Source organism: Aeromonas sp. R6-2, assembly GCF_040908155.1.
Lineage (GTDB): Bacteria > Pseudomonadota > Gammaproteobacteria > Enterobacterales > Aeromonadaceae > Aeromonas > Aeromonas schubertii.
In genome coordinates this window covers 73,487-93,228 of record NZ_JBFODE010000063.1, presented here as the reverse complement: position 1 = coordinate 93,228, position 19,742 = coordinate 73,487, and the positions used below count along the sequence as shown (strand labels likewise).

The following is a 19,742-nucleotide window of genomic DNA, read 5'->3' as shown; positions in this document are numbered from 1 at the left end:
CAATCCAGAGGTGATTGATTAGGCTGTCACCTTGTGGCCGGCCCGCAGAAAGCCGCCCATGCCGCGCTCCTCCAGATAACGGGAGAAGAGCCCGCGCAAGGCGTGGGGTGAATCGCTCCTGAGCCCCTCGGCCAGCAGGGGGACCAGCTCATCGAGGGAGGCGTTGCGCAGCACATACTTGATGCGCGGAATATTACGGGTATTCATACTGAAGCGGCGGTATCCCATGGCCAGCAGCACCAGCACGCCGATAGGGTCACCGGCCAGCTCGCCACACACCGACACCGGCTTGCCATAGCGGCGTGCCGAGTCGACCAGCAGCTGCAGGGCCCGGATCACGGCAGGATGGAAGGAGTCATAGATACTGGCCACCCGGGCGTTGTTGCGATCCACTGCCAGCAGGTATTGGGTCAGGTCGTTGGAGCCTACCGACCAGAAGTCGATGAGCGGCGCCATCTCGGGCAGGATATAGAGGGCCGATGGCACCTCTATCATCACCCCCAGCGGGGGGTAGTGCAGCGTCCCGCCCCGGGTGGCCACCTCCTGCGAGACTTCGCTCCACGCCTGATCGAGCAAACGTCGGGCAGCCCGGATCTCGCCCACGCTGCTGATCATGGGCAACATCACCGCCAGGTTATCGAGCCCCTCGCTGGCGCGCAGCATCGCCTTGAGCTGCACCAGGAAGAGCTCGGGATGATCCAGGGTGAGGCGGATGCCACGCCAGCCGAGAAAGGGGTTCTCTTCGACGATGGGGAAATAGGGCAGTTGCTTGTCTCCCCCCACATCCAGAGTACGCATGCAGACAGGGCGATTGCGATACGTCTCCAGTATTCCCCGATAACGGGCGGTCTGCTCCCACTCGGAGGGAAAGCTGTCGTGCAGCATGAAGGGGATTTCGGTACGGTAGAGCCCCACCCCGTCTGCCAGTTCATTGATGGCGATCTCGGTATCTGCGCTGAGACCGGCGTTGAGCAGCAGGGAGACCTTGACCCCGTCCAGGGTCTCGGAGGGCTGGCCATCGGTACTGTGGACCAGTTGGTCCAGCGCCTGCTCTTCATGGAGCAGTTGGCGATACTCGGCCAGGATGGGCTCTTTCGGCTCGACGAAGAGATCGCCGCTGTAGCCATCCACCACCAGCATGAGCCGGTGGATCTCGGCCAGAGGAAATTCGACCCCCATGATGGCCGGTACTCCCATGGCCCGTGCCAGGATGGCGGTATGTGAGTTGCTCGATCCCTTGATGGAGACCACCCCGGCCAGGCAGTCTCGCGGCACCTCGGCCAGTATGGTGGCCGTCACCTCCTCCGCCACCAACACCACCCGCTCGCTGATGGCCAGATGCTCAGGCTCATCCTGCACCAGGCGGCTGATGAGGCGCAGGGCAATATCCTTGATGTCGGTGGCCCGCTCCCTCAGGTAGGGGTCCTGCATGGACCCGAAACGCCCGATCAGAGTCTCGCTCACCAGCTTGACGGCGCTGATGGCCGTCCACTCCTCCTGCTCGATACGCAGACGAATGGGCTTGATGTAGCTGGGGTCGGCCAACAGATGGAGGTAAATATCGAAGATCGCCACCGAGTCCTGACTCGAGGACTCGCGAAAGCGCAGTGCCAAGGCTTCCAGCTCATGGCGCACCGCCTCGACAGCCTGATCGAAGCGACCCAGTTGAGCGTCAGGATCATCCGCCTTGCGGGGCACTATGGCGGCCAGCTCCTTGCGTGGCCGCCATACCCAGGCCCGAGCGATGGCCACCCCCGGGGAGCCGGCCACACCGCGCAGGGGCTTGCCCCAATCGGTTCGGGTAAGCTGGCTACGCGCCTGGGCATGGGCGATACGGGCCGCCAACTGTGCCGCCAGGGTCACCAGGAAGGACTCCTCCCCCTCATCGAAGAGACGGCTCTCCTTCTGCTGCACCACCAGGATGCCGACCACCTGGCGCTGATGCATGATGGGCGTCCCCAGAAAGGAGCGAAATGCCTCCTCTGCCACATCAGGCAAGAGCTTGAATGCGGGATGGGCAGAGGCATCGGCCAGGTTGATCAGCTCCTCACGCTGCCCCACCAGGCCGACGATCCCCTCTTCAAAGGGAAGGAAAGCCTTGCCGACTGCAGACTCCGCCAACCCATCGGTGGCCGCCAACCTGTAGCAACGTCGCTCCGGCTCCGCCACATAGACAGAGCAGCAGTCGACCTGCATCACGTTGCGGGTCAGATGCACCAGCGCCTGCAGTGCCTGCTCGAGGGAGGCAGCCGCCGTCATGCTCTCGACAATATGGCGCAACTGGGTCAGCAATCGGGTTCTCCTTAACGTGGGCGGTGACGCCTGTGTTCCTTCTTGGGTTGCGCCGGCTGCGAGACCGGCATGGCGATGGGGGCAAATTCCTTCATCACCCGGCGGTAAACTTCGCGTTTGAACGAAACAACCTGCCGGACCGGATACCAAAAACTCACCCAGCGCCAGTCATCAAACTCGGGATGGCCGTGGCAGCCAAATTCGATACGCGACTCCTTGCTCTTGTCGAGCTGGAGCAAAAACCATTTCTGTTTCTGGCCTATGCAGACCGGTGAACTGTCCCAGCGAACCAGGCGTTTGGGCAGACGATATTTGAGCCAGTTCCGGCTGGTAGCCAGCACGGTGACATCTTCCGGCTTGAGACCGATCTCTTCATAGAGCTCTCGGTACATGGCCTGCTCTGGGGTCTCGCCATCATCCACGCCCCCCTGGGGAAATTGCCAGGAGTGCTGACCATAGCGTTTAGCCCACAACACCTGCCCATCACGGTTACAGATCACGATGCCGACATTGGGACGAAACCCGTCACCATCTATCACGTGATCACCTTAACAAGGCTAAATCTGATTTAGGGATGATTGTTCCACATTCGTCCTATGGCAGCAAACCGCCGACGGCGAGGAAGAATCATGGATAACTTCAGTTTTCAAGCAAAGTTATAAACATTTTTCTGCGACAGGCATCGCAAGTTTCCCACCTGTTCTGTGGAAAAAGCTTGGGATATCTTGGTATAGCTCCCGATCCTGTCACCACGCAGCCGTGGAACTGAGAAGCATAAAAATGAAGTTATAAGATAATAAATCATTTAAAAACATAATCATATATCAAACAGAAGGATCCTTTTTGCGGATCGGGATCCTGGTTGGATCGCCTCCTGCTACTGTGAACAAGTTTGCCTGATTAAAGATCGAGCTAACTCAATTTATCCACAAAAGACGCCCAGATTATCGACCGGTTCGGCAGCAAAAATGCGCGTATAGCAGAGAATTTTCTCTTGCCACGACTATTGAGAGAGAAAAACGGGAGTTATCCCATTTTTTTGTGGATAAGTGTGTGCAACAGATCTGCCCAACCCTTGGACAAGCGGTTGGTGATTGAAGGCGGTCAAGATACGCCGGGAAAACCAAAACTAAACCTATTAAAAACAGATAGTTATATAAGTATCATCGGAGCAGTCCAAGCATGATGCGCCCCGCCAAGTCATGCTCAAAAAACAGACAGCACCATGACGAAGTGGATCGGGTAGAATGGCCCACCATGAAAGCGCCTCTTCCCCCCGACTCGCTCGACCGGCTACTGAGTCGAGCCCATGACATCGCCGGCCTCTCTCTGGCCGAATTGGCCCATCGGGCTGATCTGCGTGTGCCCAAGGATCTGAGACGTCACAAGGGTTGGGTCGGCCAGCTTATCGAGTGGCACCTGGGCGCCACCGCAGGCAGCAAACCCGAGCAGGACTTTCCCGAGCTCGGCGTCGAGCTCAAGACGATCCCTATCGATCCGCTCGGCAAGCCGCTCGAGACCACCTTCGTCTGCGTCGCCCCGTTGGTCGGCCTGACGGGCCTGTCATGGGAACACTCCAACATTCGCAACAAGCTCTCCAGGGTGCTCTGGATCCCGGTCGAGGGCTCCCGTGATATTCCGGTGGCCGAGCGCCGTGTGGGTATGCCCCTGCTGTGGTCTCCCTCGCCGGAGGAGGAGGCGCTGCTACGCCAGGATTGGGAAGAGCTGATGGACATGATAGTTCTGGGGCAGGTCGAACAGATCACCGCCCGCCACGGTCAGGTACTGCAATTGCGTCCCAAAGCGGCCAATGGACGGGCTCTCACCCGGGCCATCGGTCAGGACGGCGACCCTGTGCTGACTCGCCCCCGCGGCTTCTACCTCAAGATCCCCTTCACCCACGCCTTGCTACGACACTATTACGCCTGCTGATGGCAATGACAGGTAACACCAATATCAACAATTGGTGTAAAACTAGCCTTATGGAATGGAATTCTATTCATCACTCAGAGGAGCCAGTCATGCCGTTGTCGAAGCAATATCTCAAGTCCAAGCCGGAGGTGAAGGTGACCTTCGCGGTCGATAAAGAGGCAGCAAACGATGCCGATCACGTGTTCTTGCTCGGCGAGTTCAATCAGTGGGAACCACTGGAGCTGAAGAGGATGAAGAGCGGGGAGTTCAAGACCACCCTGAACCTGCCCACCGATCGGCAGGCACAGTTTCAATACTGCTACCGACTGGTCAATCCGGAGGGGGAAGAGCGCTATGACAATGACTGGGCAGCCGACGACTATGTGCCTGGCCCTTTCGGTCGTGACAACTCGGTAATCCGGGTACAGTAGTCACCAACCCAACGAAAAAGGCTCGCCATTGGCGAGCCTTTTCATTCCTGTCGGAATTAGTTGAGCTTCTCTTTGATACGAGCAGCTTTACCGGACAGGTTGCGCAGGTAGTACAGCTTGGCGCGGCGAACGTCACCACGACGCTTCAGCTCTACGCTGTGGATCAGCGGAGAGTGAGTCTGGAATACACGCTCAACACCTTCGCCGTTGGAGATCTTGCGAACGGTGAAAGCAGAGTGCAGACCGCGGTTACGCTTGGCAATAACAACGCCTTCGAAAGCCTGCAGACGCTCTTTACCACCTTCTTTAACGCGAACTTGAACACGCACGGTATCGCCCTGGGCGAAAGCCGGGATATCGGTACGCATTTGCTCTTGTTCAAGCTGTTGAATAATCTTGCTCATTGTCTTTTCCTACCTAGGGTTAACTGATAACTCTACTTAACGATGTCCTGCTGTTCGCGAACATACTCGGCAAGAAGTGATTCTTGCTCGTCAGTCAGAGCTAGGTTGTTAATAAGTTCCGGCCTTCTCAGCCAGGTCCGTCCGAGAGACTGCTTCAGTCGCCAGCGCCGAATCAGCGCATGATTACCACTCAGCAGCGCCTCTGGCACCGTCAGCCCATCCAACACCTCGGGCCGGGTGTAGTGGGGATGATCCAACAGGCCATCCGTGAAGGAGTCCTGCTCGGCGCTGGCCTGATCACCCAAGACCCCGGGGACCAGACGCGATACCGCGTCGATCAGGGTCATGGCAGGCAGCTCGCCGCCACTTAGCACGTAATCACCGATGGACCACTCTTCGTCGACCTCGGTCTGGATTACCCGCTCGTCGATACCCTCGTATCGACCGGCCACCAGAATCAGCTTCCGGTTGACCGCCAGCTCGGTGACGCCAGCCTGTGTCAGCTTGCGCCCCTGCGGTGAGAGATAGATGACTTTCGCCCCGTCACCTGCCGCCTTCTTGGCCGCGTGAATCGCATCACGCAGCGGCTGAACCATCATCAACATGCCGGGCCCACCACCATAGGGTCGATCATCGACCGTGCGGTGTTTGTCGTGGGTAAAGTCCCGGGGGTTCCAGCACTCAATCTGCAGCAGGCCATTCTTGACGGCCCGACCCGTTACCCCGTGTTCGGTAATGGCTCGGAACATTTCCGGGAAGAGGCTGATTACCCCAATCCACATATGAAACCTCCGACACCGAATGTCAGGGAACTAGAAACCAGGATCCCAATCAACTTCGATTGTTTTGGCAGCGAGATCGACATTGAGGATCACCTGCCCTTCCAGAAACGGCAACAGCCGCTCCTGTTTGCCAAAGGCATCTTTTACATTCGCCTTGACGACCAGCACATCGTTGGAGCCGGTCTCCATCAACTCAGTCACCTTGCCGAGATCATACCCCTTGGTGGTGACTACGGAGCAACCGATAAGGTCGCGCCAGTAGAACTCCCCTTCGGGCAGTTCCGGCAGCAGTTCCGGATTGACGCCAATCTCGAGATTGGTCAGGGCGAGGGCTTCTTCGCGCAGGTCGATACCGTCCAGCTTGCAAATCAGACCCTTGTTGTGACGTTTCCAGCCGGAAACCCGGATTTCGCGCCACTCCCCGTTTTGCTGAATCAGCCAGGGGTTGTAATCGAAAATCGCTTCGGCAACGTCGGTGAAGGAGTTCACTTTGAGCCAACCCTTGATACCGTAAACGGTACCGAGTGTGCCCATGACTACAGGTTTTTCCACCTCGGGACTCCTTACCTTACAGACTGATTAAGCAGCCTTGCGGGCGTCTTTGATCAGCTTGGCAACGCGATCGGACACGTTGGCGCCAGTGGCAACCCAGTGGTCGATGCGAGCCAGATCCAGGTTCAGCTTTTCAGCCTGACCGGCGGCGATCGGGTTGAAGAAGCCTACGCGCTCGATGAAGCGGCCGTCACGGGCGTTACGGCTGTCGGCAACTACTACCTGATAGAACGGACGCTTTTTCGCGCCACCACGCTGTAAACGAATGGTTACCATATCGTCCTCATAAACATCAAATGAACAAGGCCCGCAAACACGCGGACCCTAGCTTAAAATAAGCCGCATAATTCTACTTGGATTCGGAACAAATGCAACCGAACCTGCCATTTTTTGCCCAATAGAAACGCAGAGGGCTCGCCGTAGCGAGCCCTCCCGGTCGGGTCAGAATCCACGACCACCGCCGAAGCCCGGCGGCATCATACCGCGCATCTGACTCATCATCTTGCGCATACCGCCCTTGCCGGACATCTTCTTCATCATCCGCTGCATCTCGGTGAACTGCTTGAGCAGGCGGTTCACATCCTGCACCTCAACCCCGGCACCGGCCGCGATACGGCGCTTGCGTGAGCCCTTGATAATGTCGGGATGGGCGCGCTCCTTGCGCGTCATGGAGCCAATGATGGCCTCCATACGCACGGTCAGCTTGTCATCCATCTGATCCTTGACGTTATCGGGCAGGCCGGACATACCGGGCAGCTTGTCGAGCAGCCCCATCATGCCGCCCATGTTACGCATCTGGGCCAGTTGCTCGCGGAAGTCCTCGAGATCGAACCCCTGTCCCTTCTTGACCTTCTCGGCCAGCTTGGCGGCCTTCTCCTTGTCGACGCTACGCTCCACCTCCTCGATCAGGGAGAGTACGTCACCCATGCCGAGGATACGGGAGGCGAGTCGGTCCGGGTGGAACGGCTCGAGGGCGTCGGTCTTCTCACCGACACCGATAAACTTGACCGGCTTGCCGGTGATGTGGCGCACCGACAGGGCGGCACCACCGCGGGCGTCACCGTCCGCCTTGGTGAGGATGACACCGGTCAGGGGCAGCGCCTCGTTAAATGCCTTGGCGGTGTTGGCGGCGTCCTGACCGGTCATGGCGTCAACCACGAACAGGGTCTCGATGGGCTTGATGGCAGCGTGGAGATCCTTGATCTCCTCCATCATCTCGCCATCCACATGAAGACGACCCGCGGTATCGACGATCACCACGTCATAGAACTTCTTGCGGGCGTGGTCGATGGCGCCGTTGGCGATATCGATGGGTTTCTGGGTCGCCTCGCTCGGGAAGAAGTCGACACCGATGTCGCTCGCCAGGGTCTCGAGCTGCTTGATCGCCGCCGGACGGTAGACATCGGCACTGACCACCAGCACCTTCTTCTTGTTACGCTCTTTGAGGAATTTGGCCAGCTTGCCCACCGACGTGGTCTTACCGGCACCCTGCAGACCGGCCATCAGTATGATGGCGGGGGGCTGGGCCGCCAGGTTGAGCTGCTCGTTGGCCTCCCCCATGACGCCGACCAGTTCGGCGTGGACGATCTTGATGAAGGCCTGACCCGGGCTCAGGGACTTGGCGACCTCCTGGCCGACGGCCCGCTCCTTGACGCGCGCCACGAAGTCACGCACCACGGGCAGCGCCACGTCGGCTTCCAGCAGGGCCATGCGCACTTCACGCAGGGTCTCCTTGATGTTCTCCTCGGTGAGGCGGCCACGGCCACTGATATTGCGCAGGGTGCGCGAGAGTCGATCTGTCAAATTCTCAAACATGACGCGTTCCGAATGTCTTGGCGTTGCAAATTGGCGGCATTATAACCCAGCATCGGCTGCGGCACGATGGCAGGCTGGGTCCGATGAGCCGGATATGGGGGCAGGATCGGAATTGCACAACTGGCGAGCAGGGCGCCGCAGAGGGTATACTGCCTATCTTGACCACAGAAGAGCTTGCTCGGCAACGACTTACCTATGATCGTCCTCTCCGTTCTGGCGCTGGCCTTTTATCTGCTGGCCATCATCGCCTCCCTGCATCTGCTGCTCTCTCCGGGAGCGCAGGGACACAGGCAACTGTTTGCCTGTGCCGGACTGGCCCTGCTCTGCCATCTTTTCTCGCTGACACAGGAGGTGCTCACCCAGTCGGGGCAGAACCTGAGCCTGCTCAATGTCGCCTCTCTGGTCAGCTTCATCATCAGTGCCTTCATGACCGGTGTGACCAAGCGCTTCAATGGCTGGCTGCTGCTTCCTGTGGTCTACGGCTTTTCGGCCCTGCTTATCGTGGCAGACACCCTGATCCCGAACCACTTCATCACCCACCTGGAGTCACACCCCCAGCTGCTGCTTCATATCGGGCTGGCCCTCATCGCCTACTCCGTGCTCTCCATCGCCAGCCTGTTTGCCCTGCAGCTGGCCTATCTCGACTATCGCCTCAAGGCGCGCAAGCTGACTCACCTGCCAGCCATGCCCCCTCTGATGACGGTCGAGAAGCGACTGTTTCGCCTCATGACGGTGGGCCTGTTCCTGCTCACCCTCTCCATCGCCTCCGGCTTCTTCTTCCTCAGCGACATGTTTGCTCAGGGCAAGGCCCATAAGGCGATCCTCTCCATCATCGCCTGGTGCGTCTATGTGTTCCTGCTATGGGGGCATCACGTCCATGGCTGGCGGGGTCGCAAGGTCGTCTGGCTGAGCCTGTTGGGCAGCCTGATCCTTACTCTCGCCTATTTTGGCAGCCGCTTCGTCAAGGAGATCCTCCTGAGCTGACGATGGCCGCACTCTATCAACCAACCAAGGGAGTCCTTTTTGGATAGCATATCGACGGGCACACTACTCATCGTTCTGGTGCTGCTCATCCTCTGTTCCGCCTTCTTCTCCAGCTCCGAGACCGGCATGATGTCACTCAACCGCTACCGGTTGCGTCATCTGGCCCAGACCAAGCATCGTGCGGCCCGTCGGGTCGAGAAACTGCTCGAACGCCCCGATCGTCTGCTCGGCCTCATCCTCATCGGTAATAACCTGGTCAACATCCTCGCCTCGGCCATCGCCACCGTGGTCTGCATTCGTTTGTTCGGAGATCTCGGGGTCGCCGTGGCCACCTTCGGCCTGACCATAGTCGTGCTCATCTTTGGCGAGGTAACACCGAAGACCCTGGCGGCCATGTTCCCCGAGCGGATCGCCTATCCGGCCTCCATCGTACTCAATGCCCTGATGGTCCCTCTCTCCCCCTTCGTCTGGATGATCAACGGGGTGACCAACCTGCTGCTGCGGATGCTGCGCCTGCAACCGGGTTCGGATCACTCCCTCAGCCCCGAAGAGCTGCGCACCATAGTCAACGAAGCGGGTAGCCTGATCCCCCAGCGCCACCAGGACATGCTGCTCAGCATCCTGGATCTCGACAAGGTGCTGGTCGAAGACATCATGGTGCCGCGCAACGATATCTATGCCATCGACATCAACGACGACTGGAAGAGCATAGTGCGCCAACTGGTGCACAGTCCCCACACCAAGGCACTGCTCTATCGGGATAACATCGACGATGTGGTGGGCTTTCTGCATGCCCGCGATGCCCTGCGACTACTGGCCAAGGAGCAGTTCAACAAGTCGAGCCTGCTGCGGGCGGTCAAGGAGATCTACTTCATCCCCGAGGGCACGCCCCTCAATGTGCAGATGGCCAAGTTCCAGCGCAACAAGGAGCGCATCGGTCTCATCGTCGACGAGTACGGGGATATCCAGGGGCTCATCACCCTGGACGATATCCTCGAGGAGATCGTCGGTGACTTCACCACCTCCATGGCGCCGACACCGAGCGACGAAATTCACCCCCAGCCCGATGGCACCTATCTGGTGGAGGGGTCGGCCAACATTCGCGAACTCAACAAGGAGATGGGCTGGCATCTGCCCACCGACGGACCGCGAACCCTCAATGGTCTGATCCTCGAATACCTGGAAGATCTGCCCCAGCCCAATATCAGCCTGCGCCTGGCCGGCTATCCCATCGAGATCGTCGAGGTGGAACAGAACATGGTGAAGCTGGTGCGTCTGATGCCCGCCCTCTATCGCCGCGAGCGAGAGAACGAACACTGATGAAAAGCAGGGGCGGCCAACTGGCCGCCCCCTTACTCTTCGGGCTCCTCTTCCACCGTCAGGGTGGGAATGAGCTGACCGAATACCTGTTGCAGTTCACTGCGATTGGCGAGGAGATCCTCCAGGGTATAGTTGTCCATCACCCCCAGGAAGGCGTTCATCGCCTCCTTGAGCGCCCCCTTGAGCAGACAGACAGAGACGATGTGGCAAACCGGAGAGCCACAATCGATCCCGTCGAGATTCCCTTCCAGCTCACGAATTACCGCCCCCACGTTCACCTCGGCAGGCTTCACCGCCAACCAGATCCCCCCGTTCTTGCCTCGCTGGGAGCCCAGATAACCCAGCTTCACCAGCTGGTTGATCACCTTGACCATGTGGTTGCGTGAGACGTCATAGAGGGCCGAGACCTTGCCCACACTCGACAGCTCCCCCTCCGGCAGGGTGGCCAGATAGAGCAGGGCTCTCAGTCCAAAATCGGTATAGCTGGTCAGTCTCATAATGGGTGCTTGCTCTCAATGGCGATGAAAGATTGATCTGAATCAAATAAACATTTAGGATGCCACTTATGTAAGTGACATTTTATATGTTTAATTAAAGCGGAGATCACCATGCTGGATCAACAGACGATTGCCACTATCAAGAGCACCATCCCCCTTCTGGAGTCAGCCGGCCCCGCTCTGACCCGCCACTTCTACCAGCGCATGTTCACCCACAATCCCGAACTCAAGGATGTCTTCAACCTGGCCCACCAGCACTCGGGGGGTCAGCCGGTGGCACTGTTCAACGCCGTCGCGGCCTATGCACGCCATATCGACAACCTGTCGGCCCTGACCGGCGCCGTCGAGCGCATCGCCCACAAACACACCGGCTTCCTGATCAAGCCGGAACAATACCACATAGTAGGTAGCCATCTCTTGGCCACGCTCAAAGAATTGGGGGGCGAAGCGGTCACCGATGAGATTCTGGCCGCCTGGGAGAAGGCCTATGGTCTGCTCGCCTCCATCTTCATCGGCCGCGAGGAGCAGATCTATGCCGAGCGGGAAGAGGCCACAGGTGGCTGGCGCGGCACCCGCCCCTTCGTCATTCGTCAGAAGCGCATCGAGTCCGATCTCATCACCAGCTTCGTGCTCGAGCCCAAAGACGGGGAAAGCGTGGTGGACTTTATTCCTGGCCAGTACCTGAGCCTGCAGCTGAGCCACCCCGACCTTGCCCATACCGAGATCCGGCAGTACTCCCTCTCCGATGCCCCCAATGGCCGCAGCTATCGTATCTGCGTCAAACGGGAAGCCGGTGGTCAGGTCTCCAACCTGCTGCACGATCGCCTCGAGGAAGGAGACGAGCTGGCCGTGATCCCGCCGGCGGGGGATTTCTTCCTCAATGCGACCACCAATACGCCGATCGTCCTGCTCTCCGGTGGCGTGGGGCTCACCCCCATGCTGGCCATGCTCAACCAGCTGATCGTCACCGGTCATCAAGGGGAAGTTCGCTGGCTGCACGCCTGTGAATACGGTGGCCTGCACGCCTTTGCAGATGACATTGCCGGCAAGGCTGCCCGTCTCCCCAACCTGGAGGCGAGAACCTGGTATCGTCAGCCACGCGCCGGGGATGAGGGGAAGTTCGACTTTGCCGGCCAGCTGGATCTCGAGCAGGTTAACGAGCTGCTGCCGGCGGGAGCCCACTACTACTTCTGCGGTCCGGAAGGGTTCATGAGAGAGGTGAAACGCCAGTTGAGTGAACGCGGAGTCGAAGAGGGGCGCCTGCACTACGAGTTTTTTGGCCCCCATCAGAGCCTGTAACCAGCAAGGGGCGTGCCTGGCACGCCCCTCGTTTTAGTGCATCGCCTTGGCGCGTGTCACCACATTGTCGGGCATCTTGCTGGCAAGACGCGAGAGCAGTGAGGCCGCCTTCTGGTGCAACTGCTTGTCACCAATCACGGCATTATGGAGCCAGCGATAGGCGCTCTCGTAGTCGAGCGGACTACCGTGACCCGCTACCAGAAATTCCACCCATTCGATCTGGGCCTTGGTAAACCCGGCCCCGGCCGCCTCACGCAGCATCACCTCGGCACGTTGCAGATCCTTTTGTACCAGGATCCCCTTCCAGTAGTAGCGCCCCAGCTGTTCCAGCGCCGGAGCCAGCCCTTGATCGGCGGCCTCTCGCAGGTAGGAGATACCCAGTTCGGCATTGCTCCCGGTGCAGACGCCCCAGGCCAGCATGTCTCCCCACAGGAATTGATAGGCGGGGATCTTCATCACACTGGCACGGGCCTCGATATCCTGGGTCAACTGGCACTTGTCATCTTTCACCCGCTTGAGATGGGTTCCCTGCTCGATCCAGGTGAGCAACTCATCCTGGCTATAGAGCTGTACCGCCTCCATCGGCGCCTCACTCCCCGCCGGGGCACGCACTACGGGGATCGCCTCGGCCCCCCAGGCGAAGGCCGCCATACCCCACAGGGACAAACAGAGCATCTTCTTCATACCACCTCCTGCTGTTCCTGTTTATCGGCCGCCGGGCGGCACACTGAAATGCAAAAGGGGAGCCTGGGCTCCCCTTCTTCTCGCGGTCGACTTACTTGACGAAGTCGATACCGAGCTGGATGTCACCCTTGAGGGTATCCAGCATGCTGTCCATGGCCTGCTGTTCGAAGGCACTCAGGGCACCGTACTCCAGCACGGCTTCGACACCGTTCTTGCCGAGCAGCACCGGCTGGGCGAAGAAGGTGGCGTGCTCGCCGTTACCTTCCACATAGGCACACTCGATGACGTTGGCGTCGCCCTGCAGGCCCTTGATAAGGGAGAGGCCGAAGCGGCAGGCTGCCTGACCCATGGAGAGGGTGGCAGAGCCGCCACCGGCCTTGGCTTCCACCACTTCGGTACCGGCGTTCTGGATTCGCTTGGTCATGGCAGCAACCTCTTCCTCGGTGAAGGTAGCCCCTTCAACCTGGGAGAGCAGCGGCAGGATAGTGGTGCCACTGTGACCGCCGATCACCTTGACGCGTACATTGTCCACGTTCAGCCCCTTGGCCTCGGCGACGAAGGTCTCGGCACGGATCACGTCCAGGGTGGTGACACCGAACAGACGGCGCTTGTCATAGACACCGGCCTTCTTCAGTACCTCGGCAGCGATGGCGACCGTGGTGTTGACCGGATTGGTGATGATACCGATCAGCGCCTTCGGGCAGGTGGCCGCGCACTTCTCGATGAGGTTGCGAACGATTCCGGCGTTGATGTTGAACAGATCGGAGCGATCCATGCCCGGCTTGCGAGCCACACCGGCTGAGATCAGCACCACATCGGCACCGACCAGAGCCGGCGTCGGATCCTCACCACTGAAGCCCTTGATCTTTACATCGGTCGGGATATGGCTGAGATCCACGGCGACACCCGGGGTCACCGGGGCGATGTCATAGAGGCTCAGCTCGGAGCCGGCCGGCAGACGGTTTTTCAGCAGCAGAGCGAGGGCTTGGCCGATGCCACCTGCGGCACCCAGTACGGCAACTTTCATGATCAACTCCCTGTTTAAGCGTAGGTTTAAGGCACTATGTTCTTGTGCGCCTCACCTTACTGGATCACCCCCGAAAAAACAATCTGATAACAGGCTCAGCGTCGGGTTCTGTGAGGCACCGGGCAAGGGGAGAAGATTGTCACGGGAAAATACCTATAAGTAGATACAAGACACGGTTTTTTCCCATTTTTATGCTCATTCGACCCCTCACAGCTGAAAGCGCAAGGCCCGCCGCTCCAGGATTCTGAACATGACCGTTAACAATCCATTCATACCCAGGTAGAGGCAACCGGCCACCCCGAACACCGCCAGGGTGTCATAGGTCTGGGCGTTGAGGCGCTGGGCCAGCCCCATGATATCCATGATGGTGATGGTGCTGGCCAGTGAGCTCCCCTTGAGCACCAGGATCACCTCGTTGGAGTAGGCCGGCACCAGACGCCGCGCCGCATGGCGTACCTTCATCCAGAGGGTCTGCCCCGGGCCCATGCCCAACGCCCGACACGCCTCCACCTCCCCGGCCGGGATGGCATCGAGGGCCCCCTTGAACAGTCGGGTCGAATAGGCGGCGGTGTTGAAGCCGAGCGCCAGCATGGCACAGAACCAGGGCTGTTTGAGCCAGATCCAGAGCCAGCTCTCCTTGAGCCAGGAGAACTGCCCCGGCCCGTAATAGATGAGGAAGATCTGCACCAAGAGTGGCGTGCCGGTGAAAAGCAGGAGCCAGACCTGCACCAGCTGGCGCACCAGAGGCACCCTGCGCTCCAGCACCCAGGTCATCAGCAGGGCCAGGGTGACCCCCAGCAGCAGGCTGGCCGCCGTCAGGCCGAGGGTGGTGCCGAGCCCCTCGAGCAAGGTGGTGAGATAGGCGAGCATGACTAGCCTCCGTAGCGGCGGGTATAGCGGGCGGCCCGTCCCAGCAGCCCCTCGCTGCACAGGGAGATGACCAGGTAGATGGCGGCCGCGCTGGCGTACCAGGTGAAGGGCTCATAGGTGCTGGCCGAGGCGAGCTGGGCCTGACGCATCAGGTCATTGACCCCGATGAGTGACACCAGGGCCGTGTCCTTGAGCAGCACCAACCACTGGTTGCCAAGCCCGGGCAGGGCGTGACGCCAGGCCTGGGGCAACACGATGTGCACGAAGGTGTGCACACGCCCGAGGCCGAGAGCCCAGGCCGCCTGCCGCTGTCCCATGGGCACCGCATTGAGGGCGCCACGCAGGGTCTGGCTGGCGTAGCTGGCAAACAGCAGAGAGAGGGCCAGTACGCCACAGGCAAAGGGGCTGAACTCCACATACTCCCCGCTGATGAGAAACAGCACCTGGGTCGAACCGAAATAGATGAAGAGCACGACCAGAATTTCGGGCAGGCCACGAATGAGCGAGGTGACCAGGGCCACCGGCCAGGCCAGGAGGCGTCGGCCCGAGAGCTCGGCGGCACTGAACAGGATAGCCAGCAGCAGGCCGCCGAGCAGGGAGGCCAGCCCCAGACCGAGGGTCATGAGGGTGGCCTGTAACAGCAGATTCAACATGGATCAGTGAGCGAAGTACTTGTCATAGATCTTCTGGTAGGTACCGTTGGCCTTGATGGCCTTCAGACCCGCGTTCAGCTGGGCGAGCAGCTCGCCATTGCCCTTGGCGACGGCCATCCCGAAGCCGGTACCGAAGTACTTGGCGTCGGTCACCTTGTCACCCAGCATGGCGTATTCCGGGTGCTGCTTGAGCCACTCGGCCGCCACGGCGGTGTCGGCAAACACGGCATCGATACGGCCGTTGAGCATATCGAGGAAGGCGTTCTGATAGCTGGCGTAAGGCACGCTCAGCACCCCCTTGCTGTTCCAGTTATCCAGCACATAGCTCTGATGGGAGGTACCGTTTTGCACGCCCACCGTCTTCTGGGCCAGCTCTTCGGGGCTCTTGAGGCCACCCTTCCTGGTCACGAACACGGCGGTGTTCTCGTAATAAATGTCGGAGAAGTCGACCTGGGCGGCACGCTCCGGAGTCACGTCCATGGCAGCGATGGCCACGTCGTAGCGACGGAACTTGAGACTCGGGATCAGGCTGTCAAACGCCTGGTTGTGGAAGCTGCACTCCAGCTTGGCCTCGCTGCAGATGGCACGGGCCAGATCGATGTCGAAACCCTGGAACTCGTTCTTGTCGTCGATAAACTCGAACGGCGCATAGGTCGCCTCGGTGGCAAACTTGATCTCCTTGGCGACCACGGCACCGCTCATCAGACCCAGGGCAGCAAACAGCATGACTGCTTTTTTCATGACATCTTTCCTTATCAATGCATCAGAAATTGAGCGAAACGCTCGGTACGGGGGGCAGTGAAACACTCGGGCCCTCCCATCTCAATAATTTGGCCACGCTCCAGGTAGATCACCTGGCTGGCGATGCGGCGGGCAAACTCCACCTCGTGGGTCACCACCACCTGGGTGATGCCGGTACCGGCCAGGGTACGGATGATCTCGGCCACCTCCTTGGTGATCTCGGGATCCAGGGCTGCGGTCGGCTCGTCAAAGAGCAGGATCTCGGGATCCATCATCAGGGCGCGGGCGATGGCCACCCGCTGCTGCTGGCCACCGGAGAGGCGGGCCGGCCAGGCATCCTGCTTGTCCCCCAGCCGCAGCTGGACGAGCAGATAGCGACCCTTGTCGATGGCCTCGGCCCGGCCCATTCCCAGCACCTTGACGGGCGCCTCGATGAGGTTCTCCATCACGGTGAGGTGGGGCCACAGATGATACTGCTGAAACACCATGCCGACCTTGCGACGCAGGGCCTGGCTCTGACGGGCAAACTCGGCAGCCCCGAGGGCATACGGGAAAGAAAATTCAGCGCCCCCTATCTGCAGGGTGCCGCTGTCCGGGGTATCGAGCAGGTTCATCAGGCGCAGCAGAGAACTCTTGCCGGCACCGCTTGGGCCCAGCAATACCAGGGTCTCACCCGGTTCGGTACGAAACGAGACATGCTGCAGAATGGGGTGTTCCTGCCAGCTCTTGACCACATGGGACAACTCAATAGCCATACAGAGATAATGAATAAGTTTGCAGAAGGAAGCTCCAATTCTAGCCTTAGCGTTGGCCAAAGCAAGCCAAAATTGAATCAATATGCACTACAAATCGCTCTTTCTTGCAAAAAGCGGGGGCCGAATGCAGAATAAGCGGGCTAACACCCCTGCCGCCTGGGCACCACAGGCATCCTTACGCTGAGACCAAGATGAAACATAACGACAAGCAAGAGAAGCTGGCGAAGGCTTTCAAGGCCTTGCTCAAGGAGGAACGGTTTGGCTCCCAGGCGGAAATCGTCGCCGCCCTGCAGGAAATGGGTTTCGAGAATATCAACCAGTCCAAGGTATCCCGGATGCTGAGCCGCTTCGGCGCGGTGCGCACCCGCAACGCCAAGATGGAGATGGTCTACTGCCTGCCGGTCGAACTGGGCGTGCCCACCACCTCCAGCCCCCTCAAGAACCTGGTGCTGGATATCGACCACAACGGCGCCCTGGTGGTGATCCACACCAGCCCGGGTGCGGCCCAGCTGATTGCCCGCCTGCTCGACTCTCTCGGCAAGGCGGAAGGGATCCTCGGCACCATCGCCGGTGATGACACCATCTTCATCACCCCGACCAGCGATACCGAGATCGAGGAGCTCTACATGTCGGCCCTCGAGTTGTTCGAGCAGACCCCCTGAGTCTGACCGCCCAGAGACAACAAACCCGGCCTCGGCCGGGTTTGTGCATTGTGGGGCTCACGCTCCCTGACGCGCCAGGAAGTCGCTGCTCGGGGCGAAGAAGGCGGCGCCGGTCACGGCCCGGGTGAAGCGCAGCAGGTGGTCGAAGTGGCCACCCTCTCCCTTGTACATGCTGGCCAGCATGGCATTGAAGTGGAGCGGAGTGCGGCAGCAGGAGATGAAGTAGAGCCCCTGCTCGCTCATGGAGCCCCAGGGCATGCTCTGGCGCAGTATCTCCATCGACTCCCCCTTGGGGGTCTTCAGGTTGACCCGCTTGATGTGGGCGGTGAGCGGCTTGTCCACCGACTCGTACTCGATGTTGTCGACCTTGGTGCGGCCTATGATGTCTTCCTGACTCTTCAGGGCCAGCTTCTCCCAATCGCTCATGGCGTGAACGAAACGCTGCACATGCAGGTAGGAGCCACCGGCGAACTCGCCGCCCTCGACCAGCGCCACCTCGGGCCTGTGATCCCCCTGCGGGTTCTCGGTACCATCCACGAAGCCGGTCAGATCCCGGCAGTCGAGGTTGCGAAAACCGCGCTGCTCCTCGGCGATCGTCACCAGACCGGCGAGCAGGGCCAGCAGTCGATGACCGGCGTGGTGCAGCACATCGACCCGGTCGGCACGCAGTTGGACGAAGAGATCGAACGGGGTGTGGGGCGCCTCGTGACCGTTGGCAGACTGGGCCATGAAACCACGCAACTGCTCGGGACGGGCGACAGGGTAGAGGGAGTCCCACGCCTCGGAGCCGATGGCCACCAGGCCGCTGAAGCCGGCATCGGGAAAGTCGGCCTGCACCGACTGCCACAGGGCCGGGGTCCTGGCCAGGCGGGCCGCCAGCTCGCCGGCGTCACCGCAACGGTTGAGCATCAGGTAGAGTGCGTGCAGGTTCGGTTCGGCACAGACGCCTTGTTGGGCTTGCATATCCTATCTCCCTCATCGAGTTGAGCGGACCATTATAGGCTCGTCGGGAGCCCGATCCTTGCTCGGGAACAAATCAGGGTTCAAACAATACCAGTGGATGGGGGGCCACCTCCACCCTCACCGCCCCCATCGGCAGCGGCTCGGCGCAACTCGCCTCCAGCGTCAGATCGCCGCAGGCGATGCTCACCTTGCAGTGGTGGCCGAGAAACTGCTGCCCCACCAGGGGCCAGCCTGCCACATCCGGCTGCAGATGCAGCTGGCGCGGGCGCAGCATCAGGGAGAGGCGGCGGCCGGTGGCGTGACCATGGGGCTCGCTGCCGGTCACCTCACCGAGCGGCGTCATCACCCGACGCTCGTCCAGCACCTCGGCCGGCAGGTAGTTGACCGCCCCGAGGAACTCGGCCACGAAGCGGTTCTCGGGTCTGCGATAGAGCCGCTCCGGCTCCCCCACCTGCTCGATGTGACCACTGCGAAACAGGGCCAGCCGATCGGCGAAGGCGAATGCCTCTTCCTTGCTGTGGCTGACAAACACGGCTCCGATGCCGCGACTCTTGAGCAGGGCACGGATCTCGGCGATGAGCTTCATCCGTACCTGGGTATCGATATTGGAGAAGGGCTCGTCGAGCAGCATCAGGCGCGGCTGGCAGACCAGGGCCCGAGCGATGGCGACCCGTTGCTGCTGCCCCCCGGAGAGCTGGTGTGGATAGCGGTCGGCCAGCCCCTGCAGGTTGACCAGCTCGAGCACCCTGGCCACCTCGGCAGCCTGCTCTCCCTTGGGGCGTTGGCTGATGCCAAAGGCGATGTTGCCCGCCACCGTCAGGTGGGGGAAGAGGGCATAGTCCTGAAAGATCATGCCGATCTGGCGCGCCTCAGGCGCCACCATGACCCCCTGTCCCTCCAGGGTCTCCCCCCCCAGGCGGATGGTGCCCGCCGCGAGGGGCAGCAGGCCGGCGATGGCCTTGAGCAAGGTGGTCTTGCCACAGCCGCTCGCCCCGAGCAGACAGACGATCTCGTTCTCTCCCACGGTCAGGGAGAGATCTTCCAGCACGTTGTGGCCATTGTAGCGGCAGCTCACCCGCTCGACCGAAAGCACCGACATG

22 protein-coding genes are annotated in these 19,742 nt (G+C 60.2%); 6 read left to right on the top strand and 16 right to left on the bottom strand.

The window, feature by feature from the left end:
* Positions 1 to 18: 18 nt before the first annotated feature.
* Both ptsP and rppH read right to left on the bottom strand, forming a co-directional pair.
* Complete coding sequence (gene ptsP, locus AB5Y48_RS16990) at positions 19 to 2,292, bottom strand: phosphoenolpyruvate--protein phosphotransferase (protein ID WP_136612731.1); 2,274 nt, start codon at positions 2,290 to 2,292, stop codon at positions 19 to 21.
* A gap of 11 nt (positions 2,293 to 2,303) precedes the next feature.
* On the bottom strand, positions 2,304 to 2,831 hold the full coding sequence (gene rppH, locus AB5Y48_RS16985; RefSeq protein ID WP_082178049.1) for an RNA pyrophosphohydrolase: 528 nt from the start codon (positions 2,829 to 2,831) through the stop codon (positions 2,304 to 2,306).
* 718 nt (positions 2,832 to 3,549) lie between these two features.
* Between rppH and mutH the strand changes: the two genes are divergently transcribed.
* Complete coding sequence (gene mutH, locus AB5Y48_RS16980) at positions 3,550 to 4,224, top strand: DNA mismatch repair endonuclease MutH (RefSeq protein WP_050667805.1); 675 nt, start codon at positions 3,550 to 3,552, stop codon at positions 4,222 to 4,224.
* Between the two features lie 89 nt (positions 4,225 to 4,313).
* A complete protein-coding gene (locus AB5Y48_RS16975; RefSeq protein WP_050667804.1) occupies positions 4,314 to 4,634 on the top strand; it encodes an isoamylase early set domain-containing protein in 321 nt (106 codons plus the stop codon).
* Between the two features lie 56 nt (positions 4,635 to 4,690).
* Here AB5Y48_RS16975 and rplS read toward each other — a convergent pair whose 3' ends face one another.
* The 5 genes from rplS to ffh form a co-directional block, all read right to left on the bottom strand.
* Positions 4,691 to 5,038, bottom strand: coding sequence for a 50S ribosomal protein L19 (gene rplS / locus AB5Y48_RS16970; RefSeq protein ID WP_005345623.1), 348 nt, complete (start codon positions 5,036 to 5,038; stop codon positions 4,691 to 4,693).
* Positions 5,039 to 5,070: 32 nt separating this feature from the next.
* Positions 5,071 to 5,820 (bottom strand): tRNA (guanosine(37)-N1)-methyltransferase TrmD, encoded by a 750-nt coding sequence (trmD, locus tag AB5Y48_RS16965; RefSeq protein WP_050665763.1) that lies wholly within the window; start codon positions 5,818 to 5,820, stop codon positions 5,071 to 5,073.
* A gap of 30 nt (positions 5,821 to 5,850) precedes the next feature.
* Positions 5,851 to 6,372, bottom strand: coding sequence for a ribosome maturation factor RimM (gene rimM / locus AB5Y48_RS16960; RefSeq protein ID WP_082177934.1), 522 nt, complete (start codon positions 6,370 to 6,372; stop codon positions 5,851 to 5,853).
* A 27-nt stretch (positions 6,373 to 6,399) separates the two neighbouring features.
* Positions 6,400 to 6,648, bottom strand: coding sequence for a 30S ribosomal protein S16 (gene rpsP, locus AB5Y48_RS16955; protein WP_050665761.1), 249 nt, complete (start codon positions 6,646 to 6,648; stop codon positions 6,400 to 6,402).
* A 165-nt stretch (positions 6,649 to 6,813) separates the two neighbouring features.
* On the bottom strand, positions 6,814 to 8,187 hold the full coding sequence (gene ffh / locus AB5Y48_RS16950) for a signal recognition particle protein (protein ID WP_050665760.1): 1,374 nt from the start codon (positions 8,185 to 8,187) through the stop codon (positions 6,814 to 6,816).
* A gap of 195 nt (positions 8,188 to 8,382) precedes the next feature.
* Between ffh and ccsA the strand changes: the two genes are divergently transcribed.
* Together ccsA and AB5Y48_RS16940 are read left to right on the top strand one after the other, a co-directional pair.
* Positions 8,383 to 9,171, top strand: a complete 789-nt coding sequence (ccsA, locus tag AB5Y48_RS16945; protein ID WP_050665759.1) for an inner membrane protein YpjD — start codon at positions 8,383 to 8,385, stop codon at positions 9,169 to 9,171.
* Between the two features lie 39 nt (positions 9,172 to 9,210).
* On the top strand, positions 9,211 to 10,491 hold the full coding sequence (locus AB5Y48_RS16940; RefSeq protein WP_050665758.1) for an HlyC/CorC family transporter: 1,281 nt from the start codon (positions 9,211 to 9,213) through the stop codon (positions 10,489 to 10,491).
* Positions 10,492 to 10,523: 32 nt separating this feature from the next.
* Here AB5Y48_RS16940 and AB5Y48_RS16935 read toward each other — a convergent pair whose 3' ends face one another.
* Positions 10,524 to 10,988, bottom strand: coding sequence for an Rrf2 family transcriptional regulator (locus tag AB5Y48_RS16935; protein WP_050665757.1), 465 nt, complete (start codon positions 10,986 to 10,988; stop codon positions 10,524 to 10,526).
* A gap of 111 nt (positions 10,989 to 11,099) precedes the next feature.
* Here AB5Y48_RS16935 and hmpA point away from each other — a divergent pair, with 111 nt between their 5' ends.
* Entirely contained in the window at positions 11,100 to 12,287 is a 1,188-nt protein-coding gene (hmpA, locus tag AB5Y48_RS16930; RefSeq protein ID WP_368165225.1) for an NO-inducible flavohemoprotein, read from the top strand.
* A 33-nt stretch (positions 12,288 to 12,320) separates the two neighbouring features.
* On the opposite strand, the gene AB5Y48_RS16925 is transcribed toward hmpA, so the two are convergent.
* From AB5Y48_RS16925 to AB5Y48_RS16900, 6 genes are all read right to left on the bottom strand, one after another.
* Positions 12,321 to 12,869 (bottom strand): tetratricopeptide repeat protein, encoded by a 549-nt coding sequence (locus tag AB5Y48_RS16925; RefSeq protein ID WP_060588199.1) that lies wholly within the window; start codon positions 12,867 to 12,869, stop codon positions 12,321 to 12,323.
* A gap of 193 nt (positions 12,870 to 13,062) precedes the next feature.
* Positions 13,063 to 13,998 (bottom strand): malate dehydrogenase, encoded by a 936-nt coding sequence (gene mdh / locus AB5Y48_RS16920; protein ID WP_050665755.1) that lies wholly within the window; start codon positions 13,996 to 13,998, stop codon positions 13,063 to 13,065.
* A gap of 207 nt (positions 13,999 to 14,205) precedes the next feature.
* Positions 14,206 to 14,868, bottom strand: a complete 663-nt coding sequence (gene artM / locus AB5Y48_RS16915) for an arginine ABC transporter permease ArtM (RefSeq protein ID WP_050665754.1) — start codon at positions 14,866 to 14,868, stop codon at positions 14,206 to 14,208.
* 2 nt (positions 14,869 to 14,870) lie between these two features.
* A complete protein-coding gene (gene artQ / locus AB5Y48_RS16910; RefSeq protein WP_050665753.1) occupies positions 14,871 to 15,521 on the bottom strand; it encodes an arginine ABC transporter permease ArtQ in 651 nt (216 codons plus the stop codon).
* A gap of 3 nt (positions 15,522 to 15,524) precedes the next feature.
* Complete coding sequence (locus AB5Y48_RS16905; RefSeq protein WP_050665752.1) at positions 15,525 to 16,262, bottom strand: lysine/arginine/ornithine ABC transporter substrate-binding protein; 738 nt, start codon at positions 16,260 to 16,262, stop codon at positions 15,525 to 15,527.
* Between the two features lie 14 nt (positions 16,263 to 16,276).
* On the bottom strand, positions 16,277 to 17,017 hold the full coding sequence (locus tag AB5Y48_RS16900) for an ATP-binding cassette domain-containing protein (RefSeq protein WP_368165223.1): 741 nt from the start codon (positions 17,015 to 17,017) through the stop codon (positions 16,277 to 16,279).
* 191 nt (positions 17,018 to 17,208) lie between these two features.
* On the opposite strand from AB5Y48_RS16900, the gene argR reads away from it, so the two are divergent.
* Positions 17,209 to 17,679, top strand: coding sequence for a transcriptional regulator ArgR (gene argR, locus AB5Y48_RS16895; protein WP_005345571.1), 471 nt, complete (start codon positions 17,209 to 17,211; stop codon positions 17,677 to 17,679).
* Between the two features lie 57 nt (positions 17,680 to 17,736).
* On the opposite strand, the gene AB5Y48_RS16890 is transcribed toward argR, so the two are convergent.
* Positions 17,737 to 18,642: a Dyp-type peroxidase gene (locus AB5Y48_RS16890; RefSeq protein ID WP_368165222.1), complete on the bottom strand. Its 906-nt coding sequence runs from the start codon at positions 18,640 to 18,642 to the stop codon at positions 17,737 to 17,739.
* Between the two features lie 73 nt (positions 18,643 to 18,715).
* Positions 18,716 to 19,741: an ABC transporter ATP-binding protein gene (locus AB5Y48_RS16885; RefSeq protein ID WP_050665749.1), complete on the bottom strand. Its 1,026-nt coding sequence runs from the start codon at positions 19,739 to 19,741 to the stop codon at positions 18,716 to 18,718.
* Between the last annotated feature and the right edge of the window lies 1 nt (position 19,742).